Below are 23,431 nucleotides of genomic sequence, written 5' to 3'. Positions count from 1 at the left end.
GCGTCAGATCTTCCGGCCGACAGTTCTTCCGCCACAGTTCGCGAGTCGGCCCGCTCCTCCGTCGGTTCTCGACCGCCCGGCGGACAGGGTTCAACCACTGACCGTTGGAGTTGTTCGTCGCATGCGGACTGCGCGCCCAGTCGCACGGCTCGGGGAGGGTTTTCTACCCGGATCGGCATGCGATCCTCCCCAGACTTCCGTCCGGCACCTCCGCGCCAGACGAGGACTTCTGTACCCTGGGTGCCCTGGATGGTGTTGTGGTTCAACACATCCCGGACGGGTGTCTCGCGACATACCGGACTGATGTCTCAGGTGATGCCGGACGGGGTGTTGGTGTTCGGGCATGTCGAAGGCCCGGTTGGTGATCACCGTGATCACGGTGGTGGAGAGGCTAGGTGGTCGCGCAGTACGGTGTGGCGCGGTCGTGGGTGTATGAGCTGCTGGCCCGGTGGCGTCTGGAGGGGGAGGCGGCGTTCGAGCCCCGGTCACGGCGTCCGAAGACCTCGCCGCGTGCCACCGCGGCGGTCACGGCCGAGCTGGTCTTGCGGTTGCGCAAGGAGCTGGTTGAGGCGGGGCTGGATGCGGGCGCGGACACGATCGGCTGGCACATGCAGCACCACCACCAGACCACGGTCTCGCGGGCGGCGATCCACCGGGTCCTGACCCGGGCCGGCGCCGTGGTCCCGGAGCCGGGGAAGCGGCCCAAGTCGTCGTACCTGCGGTTCGCGGCCGACCAGCCCAACGAGTGCTGGCAGTCCGACTTCACCCACTACCGTTTCACCCTGCCACACGGTTCACCCGGCGCGGATGTCGAGATCATCACCTGGCTGGACGACCACTCCCGCTACGCCTTCCACGTCACCGGCCACGCCTGGATCACCGGCTCGATCATGACGGTCACGTTCCGCGAAACCGTTGCCCAGCACGGGGTTCCAGCGTCCACGTTGACCCACAGCGGGATGGTCTACACGACCCGGCTGTCGGCCGGGAAGGGCGGCCGCAAGGGACTTGAGACCGGACCCGGCCGCCTGAACATCGTCCAGAAGAACTCCCGGCCCAACCACCTCACCACCTGCGGGAAAGCGGAGCGGTTCCAGCAGACGATGAAGAAGTGGCTCCGGGCCCAACCCGTCCAGCCGGGCACCCTGACCCAGCTCCAGGCGCTGCTCGACAACTTCGTCGACCAGTACAACCACCGCAGACCGCACCGGTCCCTGCCCCGCCGAGCCGTTCCACCCAGCCGTCCCACCGAGCCGCCCCAGCGGCCGCCTGCCACGGCCGCCCGAGAGCCGGACCCGGCATCGACCGGACCGGCGAGGTTCACCACCGGGGCCGCGCCGACCGCATTCATGGAACCGGCGTGGTCGCCCTGCGGGTGAACGGGCGGCTGCACCACATCGGGATCGGGTGGATCCACGCCCGAACGCACCTCCTGGCCCAGGACCTGCATATCCGGGTTGTCGATGCCGCCACCGGCGAACTCCTGCTCGAACTCACCCTCGACCCCACCAAGGACTACCAGCCCACCGGCAGACATACCCGGACCCATCCCCAAAAGAAACAGGTCAACCCACGAATCGTGGGTTCACCTGTCCGGGATCACAATGGTGCCCTGGGTGGGATTCGAACCCACACTGTACGCAGTTTGAGTGCGCTCTCTCTGCCGTTGGAGTACCAGGGCCGACGGAGGAAAATCCTAGCCCATCGACATCGGTGAACTGTGCATCGGTCATCGGGTGGGGATCGATATGGTGTCGGGTGTGACTGCTAAGCGTGTGGTGATCGCTGAGGACGAGGCTTTGATTCGGATGGATCTGGCTGAGATGCTCGCGGAAGAGGGGTACGACGTCGTCGGGCAGGCGGGGGACGGCGAGGAGGCCATTCGGCTGGCGATCGAGCAGCGGCCGGACCTGGTGATCCTCGACGTGAAGATGCCGAAGCTGGACGGGCTGAGCGCGGCGGAGAAGATCGCGGGGGAGCGGATCGCGCCGGTGCTGATGCTGACCGCGTTCTCGCAGCGGGAGCTGGTCGAGCGGGCCCGGGATGCCGGGGCGATGGCGTACCTGGTGAAGCCGTTCTCCAAGGCCGACCTGCTGCCGGCGATCGAGATCGCGGCGTCGCGGTACGTCGAACTCGCCGAGCTGGAGCGTGAGGTCGCGGACCTGGCCGAGCGGCTGGAGACTCGCAAGCTGGTGGACCGGGCGAAGTCGATCCTGCAGACCAAGTTCGGACTGTCCGAGCCCGACTCGTTCCGGTGGATCCAGAAGACCGCAATGGACAAACGGGTCTCGATGCGCCAGGTGGCCGAACTGGTCGTGAACGAAGCCGGGGATTCCTGAGCGCCCCCTGCCTCCGATCCGGCGTCCGCGCAGGTCGTACCGGCGTGTCGTGACGGTGAGGTGAACGTGCTGGCGGCTTCGTGACGAATCGTGACAGTCACCCCGGTTGACAGGCGCGAAATCTCACGGAGGAAGTCCGTCCGCTGACGTTCCGTCACTGACACAGTTGAGGGGTCAGTATCCAGGTGAACGGACGATACTTACCGGGGTAACGACCTCACAACACAGCGGGTGCGCTGTTCGCTTGGAACCATCGCCGGGTCTAACCTGCCGGTGCTCGCGGCAAATGCGCGAGAGTCCCGGATTTCGCTGGGACTATCCAGACATTGGAGGAACAGTGCACCAGCGTTCCGTAGTACGGGTCGGTGCGACGCTGCTCGTGGCGTCGTTGGCCCTGACTGCTTGCGGCTCTCGCAGTGGCGGCAGCTCCGGGGGGAATTCCGGAAGCGCGACGAAGACGGCCAAGATCGGCGTGATCGCGCCGTTGTCCGGAGACTTGTCGGCACTGGGTCTGGGTATCCAGCACTCCGTCGAGCTGGCTGTGAAGCAGGCCAACGACTCCAACGCGATCCCGGGCTGGAAGCTCGAGGTCGTACCGAAGGACGACGAGGCGAAGCCGGACCCCGGTAAGAACGCGGCCACCGCGCTGTCCAGCGACAAGGACGTGATCGGCGTCGTCGGCACGCTGAACACCAGCGTCAGCCAGCAGGTCCAGCCGGTCCTCGCCGCGGCGAAGATCGTCCAGGTGTCGCCTGCCAACACCGGCCCCGGCCTGACCCAGGGCGCGAACTGGCAGACCGACCCGAAGCGGCCGTACCCGACGTACTTCCGTACCTGCACCACGGACGCGGTCCAGGGCCCGTTCGCGGCCCGGTACCTGTACGAGACCGCGAAGATCACCAAGGTCGCCACGATCCACGACAAGAAGGCGTACGGCCAGGGCCTGGTCGGCACCTTCACCGAGGAGTTCAAGAAGCTCGGCGGTACGGTCGTCGCGGCCCAGACGATCAACCCGGACGACTCGAACTACAACGCCGCGCTGACCGCGATCAAGCCGTCGAACCCGCAGGCCATCTACTACGGCGGTGAGTACCCGCAGGCGGGTCCGCTGTCGCAGCAGGCCAAGGCCGCCGGCCTGAACGTCCCGCTGATGGGCGGCGACGGTATCTACGACCCGAAGTACATCACCCTTGCCGGTAAGACCAGCGACAACGACCTGGCCACCTCGGTCGGCGCCCCGGTCGAGGCGCTGGACTCGGCGAAGAAGTTCGTCTCGGACTACAACGCGGCCGGCTTCAAGGAGCCGTACGCGGCGTACGGCGGTTACTCCTACGACGCGGCCAACGCGATCATCGACGCGCTGAAGGTCTCGCTGAAGGACGCCAAGGACGTCGAGTCCGCGCGCCAGGCGACGATCGATGCCCTGGGCAAGGTCTCCTTCGACGGCGTGACCGGGAAGGTGGCCTTCGACCAGTACGGTGACACCACCTCCAAGGTGCTGACCGTCTACAAGGTTGCCGGTGGCAAGTGGACCACCGTCGAGACCAAGGCGTTCGAAGAAAAGTAAGCAGGGTCGACCTCATGTCTCGGGGGTGGGAGTGATCCTCCCACCCCCCTGGCATGTCACAACCGAGGCAGATGGGAGGTCGACGTGGACCAGTTCTTCCAGCAACTCGTCAACGGGTTGACCTTGGGCTCGCTGTACGCCCTGATCGCGGTCGGATACACGGTCGTGTACGGCATCGTGCAGCTCATCAACTTCGCCCACGGCGAGGTGTTCATGATCGGCGCGTTCGGCGCGCTGACGACGTACCTGTTGTTCTTCAACGGTCAGACCAGCGTGTGGATCCTGCCGGTGATGATCATCGGCGCGATGATCGCGTCGGTCAGTACCGCGGTGCTGATGGAACGTGTCGCGTACCGTCCCCTGCGGAACGCGCCACGACTCGCACCGCTGATCACGGCGATCGGTATCTCCGTGTTCCTGCAGGAGTTCGTCCGGCTGTTCTACGAGCGCCCGATCTGGACCGTGGTGGTGTTCGCCGGGCTGGCGATCGCGGCCGGATACCTGGTCGGTAGCCGGCAGACCGACGCGAACCTGAACCACCCGGTCAGCAAGTGGTACGACCGGGCTCCGCTGCTCGGCGGTGGCGCCGGCGCGGTGGCGCTCTGGATCGTCGTACTGGTGATCGACTCCGACCTTTCCGCGGTGTACATCGTGGCCGCGATCGTCGGCGGTGCGATCGTCGGTACGGGTGTCGGCATGACCGTCGGCGCGGCGGCGAAGTCGCACGCGCGGGCCCAGGTCGGCGTACGTGCCGTGGCCGTCAGCGCCGGGGTGGCCGCGGTCACCGCGGAGGTCGGCTGGGTGCTGTTCAAGGTGCTGATCAACAAGGTCGAATGGCCGAGTGCGAAGGCACGTATTCCGTTCCCGCAGCTCGACGTGGTGACCGGCAAAGCACTGCAGGTCGGCGGCGTGATCATCCAGCGGTCCGCGATCTTCACGGTCGCCGCGCTCGCGGTCTGCGCCGTACTGCTGTGGTTCTTCATCAACCGGACCCGGCTCGGCCGCGGTATGCAGGCGGTGTCGCAGGACCCGGACACCGCTCGGCTGATGGGTATCAACGTGGACCGGATCATCGTGGTCGCGTTCGCCCTCGGTGCGGTGCTCGCGTCGATCGCGGGTGTCTCGCAGGGCCTGCAGAACAACAACATCGACTTCCGGATGGGCTTCCTGGCCGGCCTGAAGGCGTTCACCGCCGCGGTTCTGGGTGGTATCGGCAACGTCTACGGCGCGGTCGTCGGTGGTCTGGTCCTCGGTGTCGTCGAGGCGATGGCCACGCAGTACATCCCGGGTCAGTTCGGTGGTAGCACCTGGAAGGACGTCTGGGCGTTCGTGATCCTGATTCTGGTTCTGGTCTTCAGGCCGCAGGGCCTGCTCGGCGCGAGGGTGGTGGACCGGGCATGACCGATGTGAAAACGCCTGCGGACAACGAAATCGGCACCGCGGTGTCGAAGCCGGGCAACCCGATCGCGTGGCCGTTGGGCCTCGCCGGTGCGGCGCTGCTGATCGTCGGTTCGTTCCTGTCCTGGAGCTACGACGGCCAGATCCTGAACGACCTGTCGATCAACTTCTACCCGGGCGGCCTGCAGATCCTCGCGATCATCGGCGCGGTGCTGTGCCTGGTGCTGTTGCTCGCCGAGAAGGGTCCGCTGACCAAGCTGGGCACCTGGCTGGACGCGACCGTCGGCCTGCGGATGCTCGGTACCGGTATGGCGCTGTACATGGTGTTGATCGTGATCGCGATCGGTACCGAGTCCGACGGTCTCATCAACGTGAACCCGGGCGGCTACGTGTCGCTGGCCGGTGCACTGCTGCTCGCGGTGTCGGCGTGGATGCTGCCGTTGCGGCAACTGCGGGACATGAGTGAGGCGAGGCTGCCGGGCTGGGCCGAGATCCTGACGATCGCGGTGCTGATGGGCGCGGTGCTGTACGCCGCGGCGTACGCGCTCGGCCTGCAGGACGCCTGGTCGTTCATCCTCTGCCTCGTGTTCATCGCGGTGATCGCGACGGCGCTGTTCCGGACCGGCGTGATGAGCTTCGTCGGTCACGTCGGGCAGCGGCACCGCAAGGTGCTCACGCTGGCCGCGTTCGTGGTGGCGTTCCTGTTCCCGTTCACGCAGAACGGGTCGGACGCGAACATGTCGATCGCGAACCAGGTGCTGATCTTCGGCGCCACCGCGATGGGCCTGAACATCGTGGTCGGTCTGGCCGGCCTGCTGGACCTCGGGTACATCGCGTTCCTCGGGGCCGGTTCGTACACGGCCGCGGTGCTGTCGAACTCGGCGTTCGCCACGGTCGGCTGGAAGCCGCCGTTCCTGGTCGTGATGCTGGTCGGTGCGGCCGTGTCCGCGACCCTGGGCCTGATCATCGGTACGCCGACGCTGCGGGTCTCGGGTGACTACCTGGCCATCGTGACGCTGGGCTTCGGTGAGATCTTCCGGTTCTCGATGGGCAACCTGGACGGCAACAACGGCCCGAACCTGACGAACGGGCCGAACGGCATCCCGGGCATCCCGGACCTGTCGATCGGCGGGTTCAACTTCGGCGACGCGCACACGGTCGCGGGGATCGAGCTGGGCAGGTTCTCGAACTACTACTTCCTGCTGCTGATCCTGATCGGGTTCGTCATCCTGGTCTTCGCCCGGCTGAACAACAGCCGGATCGGTCGCGGCTGGGTGGCGATCCGCGAGGACGAGAAGGCCGCCGAGGCGATGGGCGTGAACGTGTTCGGGCTGAAGCTGCTCGCGTTCGCGGTCGGCGCGTTCCTGGCCGGTCTGGCCGGCACCATCAAGGCCCACCAGGACGCCGCGGTCAGCCCGGACCAGTACCAGTTCATCGAGTCGGCGTTCCTGCTCGCCGCGATCGTGCTCGGCGGTATGGGCACCATCGCCGGTGTGCTGCTCGGCGCGACGATCCTGAAACTGCTGCCGGAGAAGCTGCGGTTCTTCTCGGAGTACCGGCTGCTGATGTTCGGTCTGCTGCTGGTGCTGATGATGCGGTTCCGGCCGGAGGGTCTGGTCGCGAACCGGCGCCGGCTGCTGGAGTTCCACGAGGAGGACGAGGCGTTGGCTGTCGAAGTCGAAGAGGAACGCCTGGCCGTGGAGGAGGCGAGATGACCGCCGTCGAGGAAACCGTCCGGCCGCCGGTGACCGGTGAAACCGTCCTCGAGGCCACCGGTGTAACCATGCGGTTCGGTGGTCTGCTGGCCGTGAACAACGTGAACCTGAGCGTGAAGCAGGGCGAGATCGTCGGTCTGATCGGCCCGAACGGTGCCGGCAAGACGACGTTCTTCAACTGCCTCACCGGTCTGTACAAGCCGACCAGCGGCCAGGTCAGGTTCGCCGGCGTACCGCGGAAGGCCCCCAAGGCGCCGAAGCGGTCGACGCTGTCGGCGGACGAGTCCGACGCGGTGGAGGTGCAGCCGCTCGCGCCGCTGACACCGTTGCCGCCGAAGCCGCGCGCGGTGGTGCGTGCCGGGATGGCGCGGACGTTCCAGAACATCCGGTTGTTCGCGAACATGACCGCGCTGGAGAACGTGATGGTCGGGCGGTACTGCCGGACCAGCGCGGGTGCGGTCACCTCGGTACTGCACGGGCCGAAGTTCCGGCACGAGGAGGCGGCCACCCGGAAGCGGGCCAAGGAACTGCTCGACTTCGTCGGGCTCGGCAAGTCCGCGGAGCACCTGGCCCGGAACATGCCGTACGGCGACCAGCGCCGGCTCGAGATCGCCCGCGCGCTGGCCACCGACCCGAAGCTCATCCTGCTGGACGAGCCGACGGCCGGTATGAACCCGCAGGAGACCCGGCAGGCCAGTGACCTGATCTTCAAGATCCGGGACTCGGGCCTGTCGGTGGTGGTCATCGAGCACGACATGCGGTTCATCTTCAACCTCTGCGACCGGGTGCTCTGCCTGGTCCAGGGCGAGGCCCTGATCGAGGGCTCGCCGGCCGAGGTGCAGTCCGACCCGCGGGTGATCGAGGCCTACATCGGCACCGGCGAGGACGACGAGGAAGCGGACGCGCGGCCGCAGGACGACGCACCGGGAGAGGAGGCCTGATGAGCGCGATGCTCGAGGTCAAGGACCTGGAAGTTGCCTACGGCAAGATCGTTGCGGTGAAGAAGATCAGCTTCAGCGTGGAGCAGGGGCAGGTGGTGTCGCTGATCGGCACCAACGGCGCCGGCAAGACCACCACGCTGAAGACGGTCTCCGGGCTGCTGCGGCCGACGTCGGGGGAGATCTGGTTCCAGGGCGAGCGGATCGACCAGGTGGCGGCGCACGACATCGTCACCCGCGGTCTGGCGCATTCGCCCGAGGGCCGGCGGATCTTCCCGCGGCTGTCGGTCGAGGAGAACCTGATGCTGGGTGCCTTCTCCCGCAAGGATCCGGCAGGGGTGCGCACCGATCTGCAGGCGGCGTACGACCTGTTCCCGATCCTGGGGGAGCGGCGCAAGCAGCCGGCCGGTACGTTCTCCGGCGGTGAGCAGCAGATGCTGGCGATGGGCCGGGCGATGATGAGCCGGCCGAAGCTGCTGATGCTGGACGAGCCGTCGATGGGGCTGTCGCCGATCATGATGAAGCGGATCATGTCGACGGTGACCGAGCTGCAGAAGCAGGGCACGACGATCCTGCTGGTCGAGCAGAACGCGCAGGCGGCGCTGAAGCGGGCCGACTTCGGGTACGTGCTCGAGGTCGGGAAGATCGTGCTGTCCGGCACCGGTCGCGACCTGCTGGTGAACGACTCGGTCCGGAAGGCCTATCTGGGCGAGGACTGACGCGCTCGTCGCTGCTGGTTCAGTTGCGGATGGCAATCAGCAACTGGACCAGCAGCGGGGCGACGATCAATGCGGGGAGCAGGTCGGCGACGGCTACCTGCTTGAGTTTCAGGAGTCTGAGCGCCACGCCGATGAGCATCACGCCGCCGGTGGCGCCGAGTGCGGTGACATGAGCGTCCGGCAGTACGTCGCCCAGTACTGCTCCTACTGCGGTCATCGATCCCTGGACCACGAGTACGACGAGTGCGGACGCGGCGACGCCCCAGCCGAACGAGGCGGCGAAGGCGATGCTGGTGAAGCCGTCGAGGACCGCCTTCAGGAACAGCTGGTCGGCGCCGCGGCCGAGGCCGTCGGAGAGCGCGCCGAGGAACGTCAGCGGGCCGACGCAGAACACCATCGACGCGGACACGAAGCCCTCGACGAACTTGCCTTCGCCCTCGCCGCGGTCGAACCGGTGCTGCATCCAGGCGCCGAAGCCCTCCAGCCGCTGCTCGATCCGCAGCAGTGAGCCGATGATGCCGCCGATCAGCATCGCGCCGAGCACGATCAGCACCGGTGCGCTGGTGCCGACCGCGTCGCTGAGTGCCTTGTCGCCGACGGTGAGTGCCGAGGAGATCGCGATCAGCAGTGTGACCAGGCCGATCGCGTCGGTGACCAGATCCCTGGTGCGGTGACTGAGCCGGTGGCCGACGAGTACGCCGAGTACCGAACCGACGAGCACCGTCGCGACGTTCACGACGGTGCCGATTCCGATGAACAAACTGGTCTCCCACTCGACTTTGCAGGTGACCCCCGAGGGCCTACTGTTGCGCTCGGACGAGCGTATCGGCCCGTCTGTTCACCTCGGGGGTGGACCGGACCGGGAGGTCGCTGTGGTGGCAGCCATCGAGGTGAGGGACGCCCAGCCGGGGGACGCGGACGCCCTGGTCGGGTTGTGGCGTGAACTCAGCACCGCCGCCGGGCTGCCCTCGCGGCTGCCCGCGCCGCCGTCGGTCACGGCCGCGGAGGTTGCCGTCAGCAAGCACCTCGACGACCCGCTGGGCCGGCTGCTGGTGGTCGAGCTGGACGGCGACGTGCACGGCATGGCCTACCTGCGCCGTACGGCGGTCAGCCCACTGCACGACGACACCACCGTCACCGTCGAGTACCTGCACGTCAGCGACGCCGCCCGCCGGCACGGCCTGGGCAAGGCGCTGATCGCCGAAGCCGTCGCCTGGGCCGAGCACGAGAGCTGCGCACACCTGGCCGTGGTCGCGCCGGCGATCGCCCGCGAGGCCAACCGGTTCCTGGCCCGGCTCGGTCTCGGCCAGGCAGGCGTGCTGCGGTTCGCGAACACGCTGACCGTCCGCCGCCGGCTCGCCGCCGAGCACGCCCCGAACCTGCTCGCCCTGCTCTCCTCGCGCCGCTCCGCCTTCGCCCGCCGGGCAGTCAGCTCCCGGGCGGAGCCTGAATCAGCTGGCAAGTGATCCGCGCGGTGCAGACCCGCTTGTCGCGGTCGTCGGTGATGACCACCTCGTACGACGTCGTCGTACGGCCGAGGTAGACCGGCGTCGCCACGCCGGTCACCACACCGTCGCGGACGGCGCGGTGGTGGGTGGCGTTGATGTCGACGCCGACCGCGACCTTTCCGTACGTGGCCGCGTGGAGGGCGGAGCCGATCGAGCCGAGGCTCTCGGCGAGTACGCAGGACGCGCCGCCGTGCAGCAGGCCGTACGGCTGGGTGTTGCCCTTGACCGGCATGGTCGCGACCACCCGGTCCGGCGCCGCCTCGCTGACAACGATGCCCATGGTCTGCAGGAGGGTGCCCTCCATGCTCATGCCTGGCCCGAGGTTCGTTTCATCTGTCCTGTCAGTCACAGGAGCAGTGTGTCAGAACTGTCCGTGGGACCCACTAGAGTCGGTGTGTGGCTCCAGAAACTCAGACTTCGACGTTGACCAAGGACTCCACGGCGACAGGTCGCCCGCGGATCCTGCTGCTGGACGGACACTCGCTGGCGTACCGGGCGTTCTATGCGCTCCCGGTGGAGAACTTCTCCACCACCACCGGCCAGCACACCAACGCGGTGTACGGGTTCACCTCGATGCTGATCAACATGCTCCGCGACGAGCAGCCCACCCACATCTGCGTCGCGTTCGACGTGTCCCGCAAGACCTTCCGCACCGAGCAGTACGCGGAGTACAAGGCCGGCCGCTCGAAGTCGCCGGACGAGTTCAGCGGGCAGATCTCGCTGGTCAAGGAGGTGCTCGAGGCGCTCCGGATCCCTACCACGGAGATCGACGGCTGGGAGGCCGACGACATCATCGCGACGCTCGCCACCCAGGCCGACGAGCAGGGCTTCGAGGTGCTGATCAGCAGCGGTGACCGGGACTCGTTCCAGCTGATCAACGAGAACATCACCGTGCTGTATCCCAAGCGTGGGGTCTCCGAGATCGCCCGGATGGACCCGGACGCGATCGAGGAGAAGTACGGTGTCGGCCCCCGGCTCTACCCGGACCTGGCCGCGCTGGTGGGGGAGCAGAGCGACAACCTGCCCGGCGTCCCCGGCGTCGGCCCGAAGACGGCGGCGAAGTGGCTGAACCAGTTCGGTTCGCTGAACGACGTGGTCGACCGGGTGAACGAGATCAAGGGCAAGGCCGGCGAGTCGCTGCGCGAGCACCTCGCCGACGTGATCCGGAACCGGCAGATCAACGAGCTGGTCCGCGACCTGACCCTCGAGGTGTCGGTCGACGACCTGGCCCGGGTCGCCTGGGACCGGGACAAGGTGCACACGCTGTTCGACAGCCTGGAGTTCCGGGTGCTGCGCGAGCGGCTGGTCGCCGAGCACGAGGAGGTCGACGCGACCGTCGACCACGGCTTCGACCTGGCGGGCGTGCAGCTGAAGCCGGGCGAGCTGGCGGCCTGGCTGAAGGAGCACGTCAGCGGCGGCGAGCGGGTCGGTGTCGCGGTGCAGGGCAGCTGGGGCGGCGGCACCGGTCAGATCACCGGGCTCGCGCTCGCGAACACCACCGGTGCGGCGGCCTGGTTCGACCCGGAGGCGCTGACGCCGGACGACGAGGAGGCCTGGAAGGTCTGGCTGGCGGACGCGGCGATCCCGAAGGCGCTGCACGACGTGAACGGTCCGCTGCTCGGGTTCCTCGAGCGCGGCTGGACCCTCGGCGGGCTGAGCTCCGACACGCAGCTGAGTGCGTACCTGGTCCGCCCGGACCAGCGGGCGTACGACCTCGCCGACCTCACCGTGCGCTACCTCAAGCGTGAGCTGCGCAACGAGGAGGCCGACAACGGGCAGCTGAGCTTCGACGACGTCGAGGGCGGACCGGCCGCGGACCACACGATGCTCCGCGCCCGCGCGATCGCGGACCTGGCCGACACGCTCGACGCCGAGCTCGAGAAGCAGGCCGGTACGGCGCTGCTCGCGGACGTCGAGCTGCCGCTGATCCAGGTGATCGCGGCGATGGAGCGCGACGGGATCGCCGTCGACCGGCCGTACCTCGAGCAGCTCGAGGAGCGGTTCGCGACCGGCGTCCGGGAAGCCGCCACCGCGGCGTACGAGGTGATCGGCAAGGAGATCAACCTCGGCTCGCCGAAGCAGCTGCAGGTGGTGCTGTTCGACGAGCTGCAGATGCCGAAGACGAAGCGCACCAAGACCGGGTACACGACCGACGCCGACTCGCTGCAGGCGCTGTTCGAGAAGACCGAGCACCCGTTCCTCGCCTACCTCCTGGCGCACCGCGACGCGACCCGGCTGCGGCAGACGGTCGAGGGGCTGCTGAAGACGATCAGCCCGCGCGACGGCCGGATCCACACCACGTTCAACCAGACCATCGCGGCCACCGGCCGGCTCAGCTCCACCGAGCCGAACCTGCAGAACATCCCGATCCGGACCGAGGAGGGCCGCCGGATCCGGCAGGCGTTCGTGGTCGGCGAGGGCAACGAGTCGCTGATGTCGGCGGACTACAGCCAGATCGAGATGCGGATCATGGCGCAGGTGTCCAAGGACCAGGGCCTGATCGACGCGTTCAACTCCGGGATGGACTTCCACTCGGTGACCGCGTCCCGGGTGTTCTCGGTGGAGCCTGGTGACGTGACCCAGGAGCAGCGGGCGAAGATCAAGGCGATGAACTACGGCCTCGCGTACGGCCTGTCGGCGTACGGGCTGAGCCAGCAGCTGAAGATCGGCGTCGACGAGGCCAAGGGCCTGATGGACGAGTACTTCGAGGGCTTCGGCGGGGTCCGGGACTACCTGCGCTCGATCGTGATCGACGCCGGCAAGACCGGGTACACCGAGACCATCCTCGGCCGCCGCCGCTACCTGCCGGACCTGACCAGCGACAACCGCCAGCGCCGCGAGATGGCCGAGCGGATGGCGCTGAACGCCCCGATCCAGGGCTCGGCCGCGGACGTCATCAAAATGGCGATGCTGAAGGTGGACGCGTCGCTGCGCTCGTCCGGCCTCAAGTCCCGGATGCTGCTCCAGGTCCACGACGAACTCGTCTTCGAGATCGCCCCCGGCGAACGCGAGGCCCTCGAAGAGCTGGTCCGCCACGACATGGGCCACGCCGTCGACATGGCCGTCCCCCTCGACGTCTCAGTAGGCATCGGCCGCACCTGGCACGAGGCCGCCCACTAAGAGGTGAGGTAGCTCGGCTGCTCGGTGGGGGAGAGGGCCCGCCGGATGCAGGTGTGTTCGCGGGGGCTGAGGTCCTCGGGGAGTGCCGTGAGGGGCCACCAGCGGACGTCGGTGGACTCGTCGTCGTTGACCTGGGCCTCGCCGCCTACTGCGTGGCAGCTGAAGGCGAGGTCGAGGAACTGGACCCGGTCGCCGTTCGGGTAGGCGGCCGGGGGTGTGGTCTCGACGCTGAGCAGCCGGTCGACCTCGGCGACCACCGCGGTTTCTTCCTGGATCTCGCGGACCACGGCGACGGCCGGTTGCTCGCCGGGTTCGAGGATGCCGCCGATCAGGCTCCAGCGGCCGTTGTCGGCGCGCCGGACGAGAAGCACCTCGCCCTGGTCGTTCAGTACGACGCCAGTCAGGCCGGTCAGCCAGAGCAGGTCGTGCCCGATCTTCGCGCGCAGGTCCAGGATGAACTTCGGTGTCGGCATACCTCGACCCTACCGACAGCGCCGAGCGTTTCCCGCGCAAGAAACCAGCTGTGAAACGTTAAGCGGCAAACGCTTGCCTGCAAGATACCGACAGTGATCGACTGATCCCGGTCAGTGTCCGGCGACCCCTTCCAACGGCTGTTTTTCTATGTCATCCTCCCGGGCAAGATCCGAGATCCTATTGGATATCGCAATCGGATATTTCGTCTTCGTTCCGACCCAGCCGCCTAGGAGGAACCATGCCGAACGATCACGCACGCCCAGGACTCAGTCGCCGGTCACTCATCTCCGGAGCGCTCGGGCTGACTGCGGCGACCGCCGGCGGCGGCCTGCTCAGCGCTTGCAGTGGTTCGAGCAGCGCGAGCAAGGCCGCCGGAGGAGGCGGCGACGTGGCGCCCAGCGTCTCGCTCGGCCCGAAGCTGACCACCGTGCAGTACCCGGAGGGGTACGTCGGCCCGGTCGCCCGCGAGCTCAAGCCGCTGACCAGCGAGAAGGTGACGTTCAAGATCGTCGTACCGCAGGACGTGACGATCGGGGACTGGAAGACCAACCAGTTCACGAAGTGGTTCGAGCAGAAGACGAACGTCCACATCGAGTGGAACCAGATCGGCGGCACCGCCGACGACATCATGACCAAGGTGAACGCGATGATCGCGGCCGGCGACATCCCGGACGCCTTCATGGGCGTCGCCTTCACCCGCTCGCAGCTGTTCCTGTACGGCCAGCAGGGACTGTTCACCGACGTCGGCCAGTACATCGACGCGTACGCGCTGAACCTGCAGCAGGCGATGAAGGACTACCCGGACACGCGCAAACTGGTGCAGGCGCCGGACAAGAAGATCTACACGTACCCGAGCATCAACGACTGCTACCACTGCCGCGCCAGCAACGGCCGGACGTTCCTGAACACCGACTGGCTGCAGCAGGTCGGCCTGGACATCCCGAAGACCACCGACGAGTTCCGTGAGGTACTGCGGGCGTTCAAGAAGGCGGACCTCGGCGGCAACGGCAAGACGATCCCGTTCGCCGGCTACAAGGACGCGGCGCTGGACACGTACTTCATGAACGCGTTCCTCTACAACCCGGGCGACCCGTGGCTGGTCGTGAACGACGGCAAGGTCGACGTCACGTTCGACAAGGACGAGTTCCGCGAGGGCCTCAAGTACCTGCACGGCCTGTACGGCGAGGGCCTGATCAACAAGGACGTGTTCACCGCCGACCAGGACCAGATGGAGCGGTACGGCAACGCGCCGGGCAAGCCGATCATCGGCGGCGCCCGCTCGTACTACTGGGGCGGGTTCGTCGACATCGACCAGAAGGACCCGAACGCGCGGTGGCGCAAGTACCAGGCCGTCCCGCCGCTGGAGGGCCCTAACAAGGTCCGGTACGCCGCTTGGAACTACCTCGGCGTCGGCGTGGACGTGGCCAAGCTGGTGATCACGAAGAAGTGTGCGAAGCCGGAGCTGATGGTGCAGTGGGCCGACGCGCAGATGGAGCTCGAGGCGATCCTGCGGGCGTACGGCGGTCCGCACTTCGCCTGGGCGAAGAAGGGCGAACTGGGGATCAACGGCAAGCAGGCGATCTACGGCTTCGACGCGACTTGGAACAGCCAGAACGGCCAGAGCTGGAGCCAGGACAACGCGATGTACCGGTCGCAGGACTTCCGGCTCGGTGAGCGGGTGAACCCGAAGGACCTGACCTTCGAGAAGCCGCTCTACCAGCAGACCGTGGACAGCTACTTCCCGTACAAGCAGCCGCAGGAGATGCAGTTCCCGCCGGTGACGCTGGACCAGGACCAGGCGGCGCAGGAGTCGGAACTGAAGACGAACCTCAAGAACGAGGTCTCGCAGTCGATGTCGCGGTTCGTCACCGGGCAGCTCGACCCGAACGACGACGGCGCGTGGAACGACTACAAGGACCGGGTCGCCAAGATCGGCGTGAAGCCGTACGTGGACCTGCAGCAGGCCGCCTACGAGACGTACAACTCATGAGCACTGCTGCTACCCAGGACACCCGTTCGGACAAGATCGTCTCCGCCTGCATCTACACGGCGTTGGGGTTGTTCTGTCTGGCCGTCCTCTATCCGATCATCTATGTCCTCAGCGCGTCGGTCAGCAACACGAAGAAGGTCGCCGCGGGCGAGGTCTGGCTGTGGCCGGTCGGCTTCACGCTGGACGCGTACAAGGCGATCTTCGACTACAAGTCGATCGTCAGCGGCTTCGGCAACTCGGTGTACTACGCGGTCGTGGGTGCTGTCGTGGCGACGGTCCTCACGCTGCTGGCGGCGTACCCGCTGTCCAGGAAGGGCCTTCCGGGCAAGGGCCTGATCATGGCGGCGTTCGTGTTCACGATGATGTTCAGCGGCGGGCTGATCCCGACATACCTGGTGGTCGACCAGCTCGGGCTGCTGAACACCCGCTGGGCGATCATCCTGCCGGCCGCGCTGGCGGTCTGGAACGTGATCATCACCCGGACGTACTTCATGGTGACGATCCCCGAGGAGCTGGTCGAGGCCGGCAAGGTCGACGGCTGCAGCGACTTCGGGTTCTTCTGGCGGATCGTGCTGCCGCTGAGCAAACCGATCATCGCGGTGAACCTGCTGTTCTACGCGGTCGGTCAGTGGAACTCGTTCTTCAACGCGCTGATCTACCTGACCAACGAGCAGCTGTTCCCGCTGCAGGTGATCCTGCGGCAGATCCTGATCCAGTCGAAGGTCGACCCGTCGCAGATGCCGGACACCAGCAAGCTGATCCAGCTGAAGGAACTGCAGCAGCAGCTGAAGTACTCGCTGATCGTGATCGGGATGATCCCGCCGCTGCTGGTCTACCCGTTCGTGCAGAAGCACTTCGTCAAGGGAGCCATGATCGGCTCCCTGAAGGGATAGGTCCATGGCTGTGCTGAACGCAGAACGAACGGCGGCCCACAAGCGAGAGCGGTCCGCGAAGTCGGCGGTCGGGCTCGGGTTGCGGATGCGGCGGAACTGGCAGCTGTACGCGATGCTCGCGTTGCCGTTGATCTGGCTGGCGGTGTTCGCCTACTGGCCGATGTACGGGGTGATCATCGCGTTCAAGGACTACAACGTGGTGTCCGGGATCTGGGGCAGCCCGTGGGTCGGGATGAAGCACTTCGAGCGGTTCGTGGACTCGTACCAGTTCTGGCGGCTGATCCGGAACACGGTGTTCCTGCACGTGTACGAGTTGGTCGCGACGTTCCCGTTGCCGATCGTGCTCGCGCTCTGCCTGAACACGGTCCGGCGGAAGTGGTTCAGCCGCTCGGCGCAGCTGATCACGTACGCGCCGCACTTCATCTCGACCGTGGTGGTCGTCGGCCTGCTGGTCGTCCTGACCAACCCGAACACCGGCGTCGCGAACCAACTGCTCGGGCTGTTCGGACTCGGCCCGGTCGACTTCATGGGCGACTCCGGCCTGTTCCGGCACCTGTACGTCTGGTCCGGCGCGTGGCAGACGATGGGGTTCTCGGCGATCATCTACCTCGCGGCGCTGACCAGCGTGCCACCCGAGCTGCACGAGGCGGCGATCGTCGACGGCGCGTCCCGGTTGCGGCGGATGTGGCACATCGACCTGCCGGCGATCGTGCCGGTGGCGGTGATCCTGCTGATCCTGAACATCGGCTCGATCCTGTCGGTCGGGTTCGAGAAGGTGCTGCTGATGCAGAACAACCTGAACCTCGACGTGGCCGAGGTGATCGACACCTACGTCTACAAGATCGGTCTGGCGTCGGCGGTCCCGCAGTTCAGCTACGCGACCGCGATCGGGCTGTTCAGGTCGGTGATCGGGCTGGTGCTGCTGGTGCTGGCGAACACGTTCGCCAGGCGGTTCGCGAAGTCTAGTTTGTGGTGACCTCGGCGGACTGGCGGTGCAGGCCGGTTGCGAGGCCGGCGGACAGCAGGAGCGCGCAGGTGCTGGTCATCCCGGCCAGCACCTTCACGCCGGTCAGGCCGGTTGCCGTGCCGGTGCCGAGGATGATGCCGGCGGCCGCGGCGAGTACGACGAGGCCGAGCCAGATCCCGAGGGCGGCGCGCTTCTCCTGCTGCGCGATCGCGGCGTACACGACGAGTTGGAGGACGGCGTACGCGGAACCGGCGACGGCGAACAGCCAGGTGTACGGGCCGAGCTCGGCGTACTTCTCCTTGCCGCCGATCACCTCGACCACGATCCCGGGCAGGATCAACGTACCGGCGACCGCGCACGCGCCGAGGCCGGCGACGGCGAAGATCGCGCGCCGGAGCCGGACCGTGTCGCCGGGGGAGTTGGCCAGCGACGGGAACACCAGCACGATCACGAACTGCGGGAGGAACAGACAGGCCTTCGCGATGATCAGGCCGGCCGCGTAGTACCCGCTGTCCTTCTCGTCGAGCAGGGCGCGGGCGAACAGGATGTCGGCGTTCGCGAGCGCGAAGAACGCGAGCAGGGTGTGCGTGCCGTGCACGGTCTCCCGCAGTACGTCCTTGACCTGCTCGCGGGTCGAGCCGGTCGACCGCCGCAGGAAGAACTGCCCGAGCGCGGCCGGGACGGCGGCACCGATGGCCAGACCGGCCATCGCCCAGTCGAGCGACGGGTGCACGAACAGCGCGCCACCGCCGAGCACGAGCCGGCCGATGCCCGCGGAGGTGTAGACGGCGGCGAGCTCGGTCCAGCGGTGGCTGCCCTGGAGGATGCCGAGCTGCGAGCCCATCAGCGTGAGGCCGCCGAGCGTCGGTGCGAGCAGCAGGATCGCGACCACCGAGTCGACGTGCAGCAGCCACATGAACACCGGCGTCAGGACCAGGCAGAGCACGGTGAGGCCGGCGGCCGAGCGGCGGCCGGCCCGCAGGATCGCGTCGGCCAACGTCGCCGCACCGTCGCCGCTGTGGGTGGCGAGCTGCCGCGCGGCGGTGGCCTGCAGGCCGAGCGACGCGACGTTGCCGATCAGCAGCAGCCCCAGCAGCGCGGTGATCGCGCCGAACTGGTCCTGCTCCAGCCGCCGGGACCCGATCAGCGTGAAGCCGTACGCCGCGACGTTCATGATCGCCATCGCGACGGCGACGACCGTGGCGCTGCGCAGGAAGCTCTTGCGCGGGGCCTGTGGTTGCGGCGCCGGGGTGGTGCCAGAAGTCATGCGTGCTGCCTCGGGTGCGTCGATGCCGGTGTGAGATTTGCCGGACCTCACGGTACGGCAACGATGCCACTGCGGAGCCGCCGGATCCGTTAATGTCCCGCCGGTGAGGAGGCTGACGGCAGGGAGTACGGAGCAGGTCGTGTGGCGGGCACGTCTCGTCCTCGGCTGCCTCGCGCTGATCGCCCTCTGCTTCCAGCACGCCCCGGGCCTGATCGTCCCGGACCGCAAACTCGAGCTGACGGCCGGACCGGGCGGCCTGCTCTCCCGGGCGATGCACCTCTGGGACCCGCACACCGGCTTCGGTCAGCTGCAGAACGACACGTACGGCTATCTGCTGCCGATGGGGCCGTTCCACTGGTTGTTCGCTGCGCTCTCCGTACCGGACTGGATCGCGCAACGCCTGTGGTGGTCGCTGGTTCTCTGCGTCGCGTTCCTCGGCGTTTGGAAGCTCTGCAACGTCCTGCAGTACGGCGTGCCCTGGACGCGTCTCGCGGTCGCGCTGCTCTATGCCCTGGTGCCACGGGCCTTCGGTGAGCTCCCCACGGAGGTGTGGCCGATGGCCATGGCTCCCTGGGTGCTGCTGCCTCTCGTCGCGCCACGTGTTCGCTCTGGATGGTGGCGAGCCAGTTGGTCGGCTGTCGCGTTCGCACTGATCGGTGGTGCCAACCCAGCCGGTAGTGCCGCAGTACTCGTCCTGCCAGCCGTCTGGTTGATCACGCGCGCCAGGGTGAAGCTCACGCTCGCGTGGCTCGCCTTCGTGGTCGCAGCCTCGATCTGGTGGCTCGTACCGCTGCTCATGCTCATCAGGTACGGCGCTGCGCCGCCGACGCCGCGCTGGTTGCCCGTGGCGGGTGCCGTAATCGGCCTGCCGCTCACACTCGCTGCGGCGCATTACCTCCGCCGGCTGACCAACCTGGCTGTAGCGAGCGGCGTCCACCGTCGCGTCGTACCCGTCCTGGTCACCAGCCTCGCTGTGGCTGCTGCACTACCTGTGGTCCTCACTCGGCCTGCTGGTGCGTTCGCCGTGATCCCGACGCACTGGCAACAGGCTGCGCGCTGGTTGGACAATCAGACTGCTCCGGGCAGTGTGCTTGTCCTCTCGTCCTCCACCGAGCCGCTCGCGGCCCTCGTGAAGCGGCCGTTGGCGACGTACACCGACGACATGCGGAGCCGGGTGGACTCCGGTGTCGGTGACCAGACGCTGCGGCAGGAGCTGAACCGGGACGGTGTCCGCTACGTCGTCGTGCGCAACGATCAGGAGGACGGTACGCCGTCGCTCGCGATTCACGACAGCCTGGCCGACGCGGGCATCACACGGACGGCATACTTCGGCCCGGCCGGGCCGACCAGGCTGCCGTACCCGAGCGTCGAGATCTACGACGTCGGTGCGACCACGCCGGGCCGGCTGATCCCGGAGTCCCGGCTGTTCGCGCTCGGTGGCAGCGCAGCCGACGTACCGGCCGTGGTGACTGCGCTCGGCGGTAGTGGGGCGGCTGTACTGCGAGCCGACGCGGACGGCAAGCTCGACGGGCTGCCGGTGGCCGAGACGGTCGATCAGGCTGACGTGGAGCCCAGTGCGGTCGTCCTGCGGAACACCCAGATCGGGCGCTCCGGGTGCCTGCACGTGGGGGGCCGGGCGCTGTGCAGTCCGGACCAGGTGGTGAACTCCGCCGAGCCGAACGGCCTCTCGCGGACCATCCAGCTCCCGCAGGCGGCGTCGTACCAGCTGCGCGGGACTGCGCTGGCCAAGGACGGGGAGACGCTCGAGCAGCTGCTCACCGTACCCGGGGCGATCACCGCGACCGCGTCGTCGCGAGCCGTGACCGCGCCGGAGGGCCGGCCGGGGGCCGCGGTCGACCGGGACCTCGGGACCGGGTGGACGGCCGCCGCGGACGACCCGGCGCCGAGCCTGACCTTGACGTTGCCGATGGCAAGGAACGTGCAGGGCCTGCGGTTCCGGTCGGACCCGTACCTGAACGGATCCCGGCCGGCCGCGGTGACCGTGCATTTCGACAACAGCGTGCCGGTGAAGGCCACCGTCGACACGGCCGGGTACGTCCGGTTTGCCACACGCTCCACGCGGACGATCAAGATCGACTTCACCGCGACGAAGCCGTTGCAGGACGCGCAGACCAGCCCGGTCGGGGTGGACGAGGTCGAGGTGCTCGGCACCGACGAACTGCGCAAGGCGGTCGATCCGCAGCGGCGCGTCCCGGCGTACTGCGGCAACGGGCCGGCGGTGCGGATCGATGGCGTACCGATGCGCACGCAGGTCTCCGCGACCATGCAGCAGTTGCTGCAGCGGCGGCCCGTGCCGTTCGCACTGTGCGGGACGATCCCGGCCGTCCCGCTGCGGTCTGGGCGGCACCAGGTGGAGGTCCACGCCAACGCTGGGCTCGTACCGATCGAGACCACGCTGGCCAAGGCAGGGTTCGGCAACGGGACCGGTACACCGGTGCAGGGCGTGGAGGTGTGGCGCCCGAACCCGACCGAGCTGACGGTGGAGGCGCCGGGTACGACCGAGCAGTCCGTGCTGGCGGTCGCGCAGAACTACACCGACGGCTGGGAGGCGTACGACGGCAGCGGCCGGAAGCTCACGCCGATCCGGGTCGGCGGCTGGCAGCAGGGCTGGCTCCTACCGGCCGGACCGGAGCAGGTCGTCACGGCCCGGTTCATGCCGGACCGCACCTACAGAGCAGCGCTGCTGCTCGGCTTGGTCGCCTTGCTCTCGGTCTTGGGCGCTGCGCTCTTCTTTGCTATCGGACGTTCCACGAAGCGGTAGCTGACGGCTGCCATCAGGGCGGCGCCCAGCAGCGTCACAGGCAGCTGTACTGCGAACGGGCCGTGCAGAAGTCCTAGTACGACGAACTGATAGGCCACGACGCCGTACGACAGCTTGGCCGCCAGTCGCGCTGTCCGTCCGCCAAGGATTCGGACCGTGCCGGCCGTTGGGGTCAGTACTGGGAAGAGCACGCAGGCGACGGCCACTGTGTAGAGGAGGCTCTTGACGAGCGCCTGTGCCGGTGTGGGCACGGAGTGGCCGTACGGACCGGCGATGGGTGTGGCTGCGATCAGGAGGAGCGCCGCGGCGATTCCCCACTGCGTGCCGGGGACGCGGGTCAGTGTGTCGAGCGTGGACGGGCCCAGACGTCCGGTGGCGCGGGAGACCTGCCAGAGGGCCATGCCCATGCCGACGGCGTACCAGCCGAGGTAGCCAGGCAGCCAGAGGGCCGCGCCCGGGTGGCCGGTTGCCATCACAGCTGCCATCCACACCGGTCCCAGGGCGGTCAGTGCGACCAGTACGAGCAGCCGCCAGCGGACGCTGCGCCGGGTCGGGCGCTCGTACCCGGTGAGCAGTCGGCCTAGACCGGGGAGGAGTAGGTAGAAGGGAAGAGGCGTCAGGGCGGCCCAGCGTAGGTAGGTGGTCGCGGGGTGCGGGACGAAGACGACGGAGAGCACCACTGCGATCAGCAGCGCAGGCAGGATGCGCAGGGCGCGGCTACGGAGGTACGGCAGCGTCAGCGGCGGCTCAGTAGCCGAGAACCACGCCAGCACGTGTGGGCGGTACAAGAGGAAGCCGGACAGGGCACAGAAGATCGCCCAGCCCACGTCGAGCCGCGACACGACTCCTGCGAGCGGTGCATGCGTGTGGAGACCGACCTGCGAGACCAGGACCGCCAGAGCGGCGATCACGCGCAGTCCGTCGACTGCGGGGAAGCGTGCTTGTCTCATGGTTTGTGTGCCGTCCAGATCGCCGTACCGGGGACGAGTGGGCCGCGTTCGGGGCCCCAGCCGCCCCAGATCAGCTCGTGCCCGGCCGGCCACTCCGGTTCGAGCAGGTCGTCGACGACGAAGCCCGCGCCGGTCAGCTCGCGGATCCAGTCGCCGGTCGTGCGGTGGTGCTCGGCGTAGACCGGCGTACCGGAGCTGTCGACCTCGACGTACGGCCGGCGGTCGAAGTACGAGTGGGTGATCCGCAGCCCGGCCGGTGAGGGGTCGTCGGGCATCGTCCAGCGGAACGGGTGCGTCACGGAGAAGACGAGCGTGCCGGCTGGCCGCAGTACGCGGGCGATCTCGCGGAACGCCGTACCGGCGTCGGCCACGAACGGGAGCGCGCCGAAGGCCGAGCAGACGATGTCGAACGAGGCATCCCGGTACGGGAGCGCGACCGCGTCCGCGGCGACCGTACGGACCGCCGTACCGGTCCGCTCGTCGAGCGTCTTCGCGATCCGCAACTGCTCGACCGAGATGTCGAACGCCACCACGTCGGCGCCCTGCGTCACCAGCCAGCGCGAGCACTGCGCGGCGCCACACCCGACCTCCAGCACCCGCCGCCCACGAACCGGGCCGAGCAGCTGAGCGTCCGCCTCGTCGACGCCCTCCGGCGACCAGATGAACCGGTCCTCGCCCAGGAACTCGCCGTGCTCGGCGAGGTACTCGTCGGCGACCTCGTCCCAGTAGGTGCGACTGGCCCGCGAGGTCTCCGCCTCGGTCAGCTCAACCCGCACCGGCTCGTTCACGCCGCACACTCTAGTG

General features: G+C 67.8%; 19 protein-coding genes, 1 tRNA gene and 1 pseudogene. 14 read left to right on the top strand and 7 right to left on the bottom strand.

The features are described 5' to 3' along the window. Nucleotides 1–395 precede the first annotated feature (395 nt). Nucleotides 396–1,379, top strand: a complete 984-nt coding sequence (locus ACFYRU_RS24415; protein ID WP_387662638.1) for an integrase core domain-containing protein — start codon at nt 396–398, stop codon at nt 1,377–1,379. A 226-nt stretch (nt 1,380–1,605) separates the two neighbouring features. Here the strand turns inward: ACFYRU_RS24415 and ACFYRU_RS24410 are convergent. Further along, nucleotides 1,606–1,681: transfer RNA gene (locus ACFYRU_RS24410), tRNA-Leu, on the bottom strand. A 67-nt stretch (nt 1,682–1,748) separates the two neighbouring features. On the opposite strand from ACFYRU_RS24410, the gene ACFYRU_RS24405 reads away from it, so the two are divergent. From ACFYRU_RS24405 to ACFYRU_RS24375, 7 genes and pseudogenes are all read left to right on the top strand, one after another. Beyond that, nucleotides 1,749–2,339 (top strand): ANTAR domain-containing response regulator, encoded by a 591-nt coding sequence (locus ACFYRU_RS24405; RefSeq protein ID WP_387662949.1) that lies wholly within the window; start codon nt 1,749–1,751, stop codon nt 2,337–2,339. A gap of 337 nt (nt 2,340–2,676) precedes the next feature. After that, complete coding sequence (locus tag ACFYRU_RS24400) at nt 2,677–3,906, top strand: branched-chain amino acid ABC transporter substrate-binding protein (protein WP_387662636.1); 1,230 nt, start codon at nt 2,677–2,679, stop codon at nt 3,904–3,906. Nucleotides 3,907–3,990: 84 nt separating this feature from the next. After that, nucleotides 3,991–4,329, top strand: a pseudogene (locus tag ACFYRU_RS24395) (branched-chain amino acid ABC transporter permease); the annotation flags it as partial. Nucleotides 4,330–4,602: 273 nt separating this feature from the next. Beyond that, entirely contained in the window at nt 4,603–5,307 is a 705-nt protein-coding gene (locus ACFYRU_RS24390; protein ID WP_387662948.1) for a branched-chain amino acid ABC transporter permease, read from the top strand. After that, nucleotides 5,304–7,019 carry a branched-chain amino acid ABC transporter permease gene (locus ACFYRU_RS24385; RefSeq protein ID WP_387662634.1) on the top strand — a complete coding sequence of 572 codons (1,716 nt, stop codon included), beginning with the start codon at nt 5,304–5,306 and terminating at the stop codon, nt 7,017–7,019. Before ACFYRU_RS24390 ends, ACFYRU_RS24385 begins: the two co-directional genes overlap by 4 nt. Then, on the top strand, nt 7,016–7,960 hold the full coding sequence (locus tag ACFYRU_RS24380) for an ABC transporter ATP-binding protein (RefSeq protein WP_387662632.1): 945 nt from the start codon (nt 7,016–7,018) through the stop codon (nt 7,958–7,960). The genes ACFYRU_RS24385 and ACFYRU_RS24380 overlap by 4 nt, the downstream gene beginning before the upstream one ends. After that, nucleotides 7,960–8,676, top strand: a complete 717-nt coding sequence (locus ACFYRU_RS24375) for an ABC transporter ATP-binding protein (RefSeq protein ID WP_387662630.1) — start codon at nt 7,960–7,962, stop codon at nt 8,674–8,676. The genes ACFYRU_RS24380 and ACFYRU_RS24375 overlap by 1 nt, the downstream gene beginning before the upstream one ends. 19 nt (nt 8,677–8,695) lie before the next feature. Here the strand turns inward: ACFYRU_RS24375 and ACFYRU_RS24370 are convergent, their stop codons facing one another. Continuing rightward, on the bottom strand, nt 8,696–9,436 hold the full coding sequence (locus tag ACFYRU_RS24370) for a DUF554 domain-containing protein (RefSeq protein ID WP_387662628.1): 741 nt from the start codon (nt 9,434–9,436) through the stop codon (nt 8,696–8,698). A gap of 115 nt (nt 9,437–9,551) precedes the next feature. Between ACFYRU_RS24370 and ACFYRU_RS24365 the strand changes: the two genes are divergently transcribed. Continuing rightward, nucleotides 9,552–10,142 (top strand): GNAT family N-acetyltransferase, encoded by a 591-nt coding sequence (locus ACFYRU_RS24365; protein ID WP_387662626.1) that lies wholly within the window; start codon nt 9,552–9,554, stop codon nt 10,140–10,142. Here the strand turns inward: ACFYRU_RS24365 and ACFYRU_RS24360 are convergent. Then, complete coding sequence (locus ACFYRU_RS24360) at nt 10,105–10,533, bottom strand: hotdog fold thioesterase (RefSeq protein WP_387662625.1); 429 nt, start codon at nt 10,531–10,533, stop codon at nt 10,105–10,107. The two genes, ACFYRU_RS24365 and ACFYRU_RS24360, sit on opposite strands and share 38 nt — an antisense overlap. Nucleotides 10,534–10,580: 47 nt before the next feature. Between ACFYRU_RS24360 and polA the strand changes: the two genes are divergently transcribed. Further along, a complete protein-coding gene (gene polA, locus ACFYRU_RS24355; protein ID WP_387662623.1) occupies nt 10,581–13,304 on the top strand; it encodes a DNA polymerase I in 2,724 nt (907 codons plus the stop codon). Here the strand turns inward: polA and ACFYRU_RS24350 are convergent. Further along, nucleotides 13,301–13,777 (bottom strand): NUDIX domain-containing protein, encoded by a 477-nt coding sequence (locus ACFYRU_RS24350; protein WP_387662621.1) that lies wholly within the window; start codon nt 13,775–13,777, stop codon nt 13,301–13,303. The genes polA and ACFYRU_RS24350 overlap by 4 nt on opposite strands. 239 nt (nt 13,778–14,016) lie before the next feature. On the opposite strand from ACFYRU_RS24350, the gene ACFYRU_RS24345 reads away from it, so the two are divergent. Genes ACFYRU_RS24345 through ACFYRU_RS24335 form a run of 3 tightly spaced genes read left to right on the top strand, consistent with a single transcriptional unit; the run spans nt 14,017 to nt 17,637 of the window. Next, nucleotides 14,017–15,768, top strand: coding sequence for a hypothetical protein (locus ACFYRU_RS24345; RefSeq protein ID WP_387662619.1), 1,752 nt, complete (start codon nt 14,017–14,019; stop codon nt 15,766–15,768). Then, complete coding sequence (locus ACFYRU_RS24340) at nt 15,765–16,661, top strand: carbohydrate ABC transporter permease (protein ID WP_387662618.1); 897 nt, start codon at nt 15,765–15,767, stop codon at nt 16,659–16,661. The genes ACFYRU_RS24345 and ACFYRU_RS24340 overlap by 4 nt, the downstream gene beginning before the upstream one ends. Nucleotides 16,662–16,665: 4 nt before the next feature. Beyond that, nucleotides 16,666–17,637, top strand: coding sequence for an ABC transporter permease (locus ACFYRU_RS24335; protein WP_387662616.1), 972 nt, complete (start codon nt 16,666–16,668; stop codon nt 17,635–17,637). On the opposite strand, the gene ACFYRU_RS24330 is transcribed toward ACFYRU_RS24335, so the two are convergent. Further along, nucleotides 17,624–18,895, bottom strand: a complete 1,272-nt coding sequence (locus tag ACFYRU_RS24330) for a polysaccharide biosynthesis protein (protein ID WP_387662614.1) — start codon at nt 18,893–18,895, stop codon at nt 17,624–17,626. The two genes, ACFYRU_RS24335 and ACFYRU_RS24330, sit on opposite strands and share 14 nt — an antisense overlap. A gap of 103 nt (nt 18,896–18,998) precedes the next feature. Between ACFYRU_RS24330 and ACFYRU_RS24325 the strand changes: the two genes are divergently transcribed. After that, complete coding sequence (locus ACFYRU_RS24325; protein ID WP_387662612.1) at nt 18,999–21,677, top strand: alpha-(1->3)-arabinofuranosyltransferase family protein; 2,679 nt, start codon at nt 18,999–19,001, stop codon at nt 21,675–21,677. On the opposite strand, the gene ACFYRU_RS24320 is transcribed toward ACFYRU_RS24325, so the two are convergent. Both ACFYRU_RS24320 and ACFYRU_RS24315 read right to left on the bottom strand, forming a co-directional pair. Further along, nucleotides 21,584–22,627 carry an acyltransferase family protein gene (locus tag ACFYRU_RS24320; protein WP_387662611.1) on the bottom strand — a complete coding sequence of 348 codons (1,044 nt, stop codon included), beginning with the start codon at nt 22,625–22,627 and terminating at the stop codon, nt 21,584–21,586. The genes ACFYRU_RS24325 and ACFYRU_RS24320 overlap by 94 nt on opposite strands. Then, nucleotides 22,624–23,415 carry a class I SAM-dependent methyltransferase gene (locus ACFYRU_RS24315; RefSeq protein ID WP_387662610.1) on the bottom strand — a complete coding sequence of 264 codons (792 nt, stop codon included), beginning with the start codon at nt 23,413–23,415 and terminating at the stop codon, nt 22,624–22,626. Before ACFYRU_RS24315 ends, ACFYRU_RS24320 begins: the two co-directional genes overlap by 4 nt. Nucleotides 23,416–23,431: the final 16 nt, after the last annotated feature.

It is taken from the genome of Kribbella sp. NPDC004536 (assembly GCF_042873835.1).
Classification (GTDB): Bacteria; Actinomycetota; Actinomycetes; order Propionibacteriales; family Kribbellaceae; genus Kribbella.
Note: the sequence above shows the minus strand (reverse complement) of the source record. Positions and strands in the feature narration are given on the sequence as shown.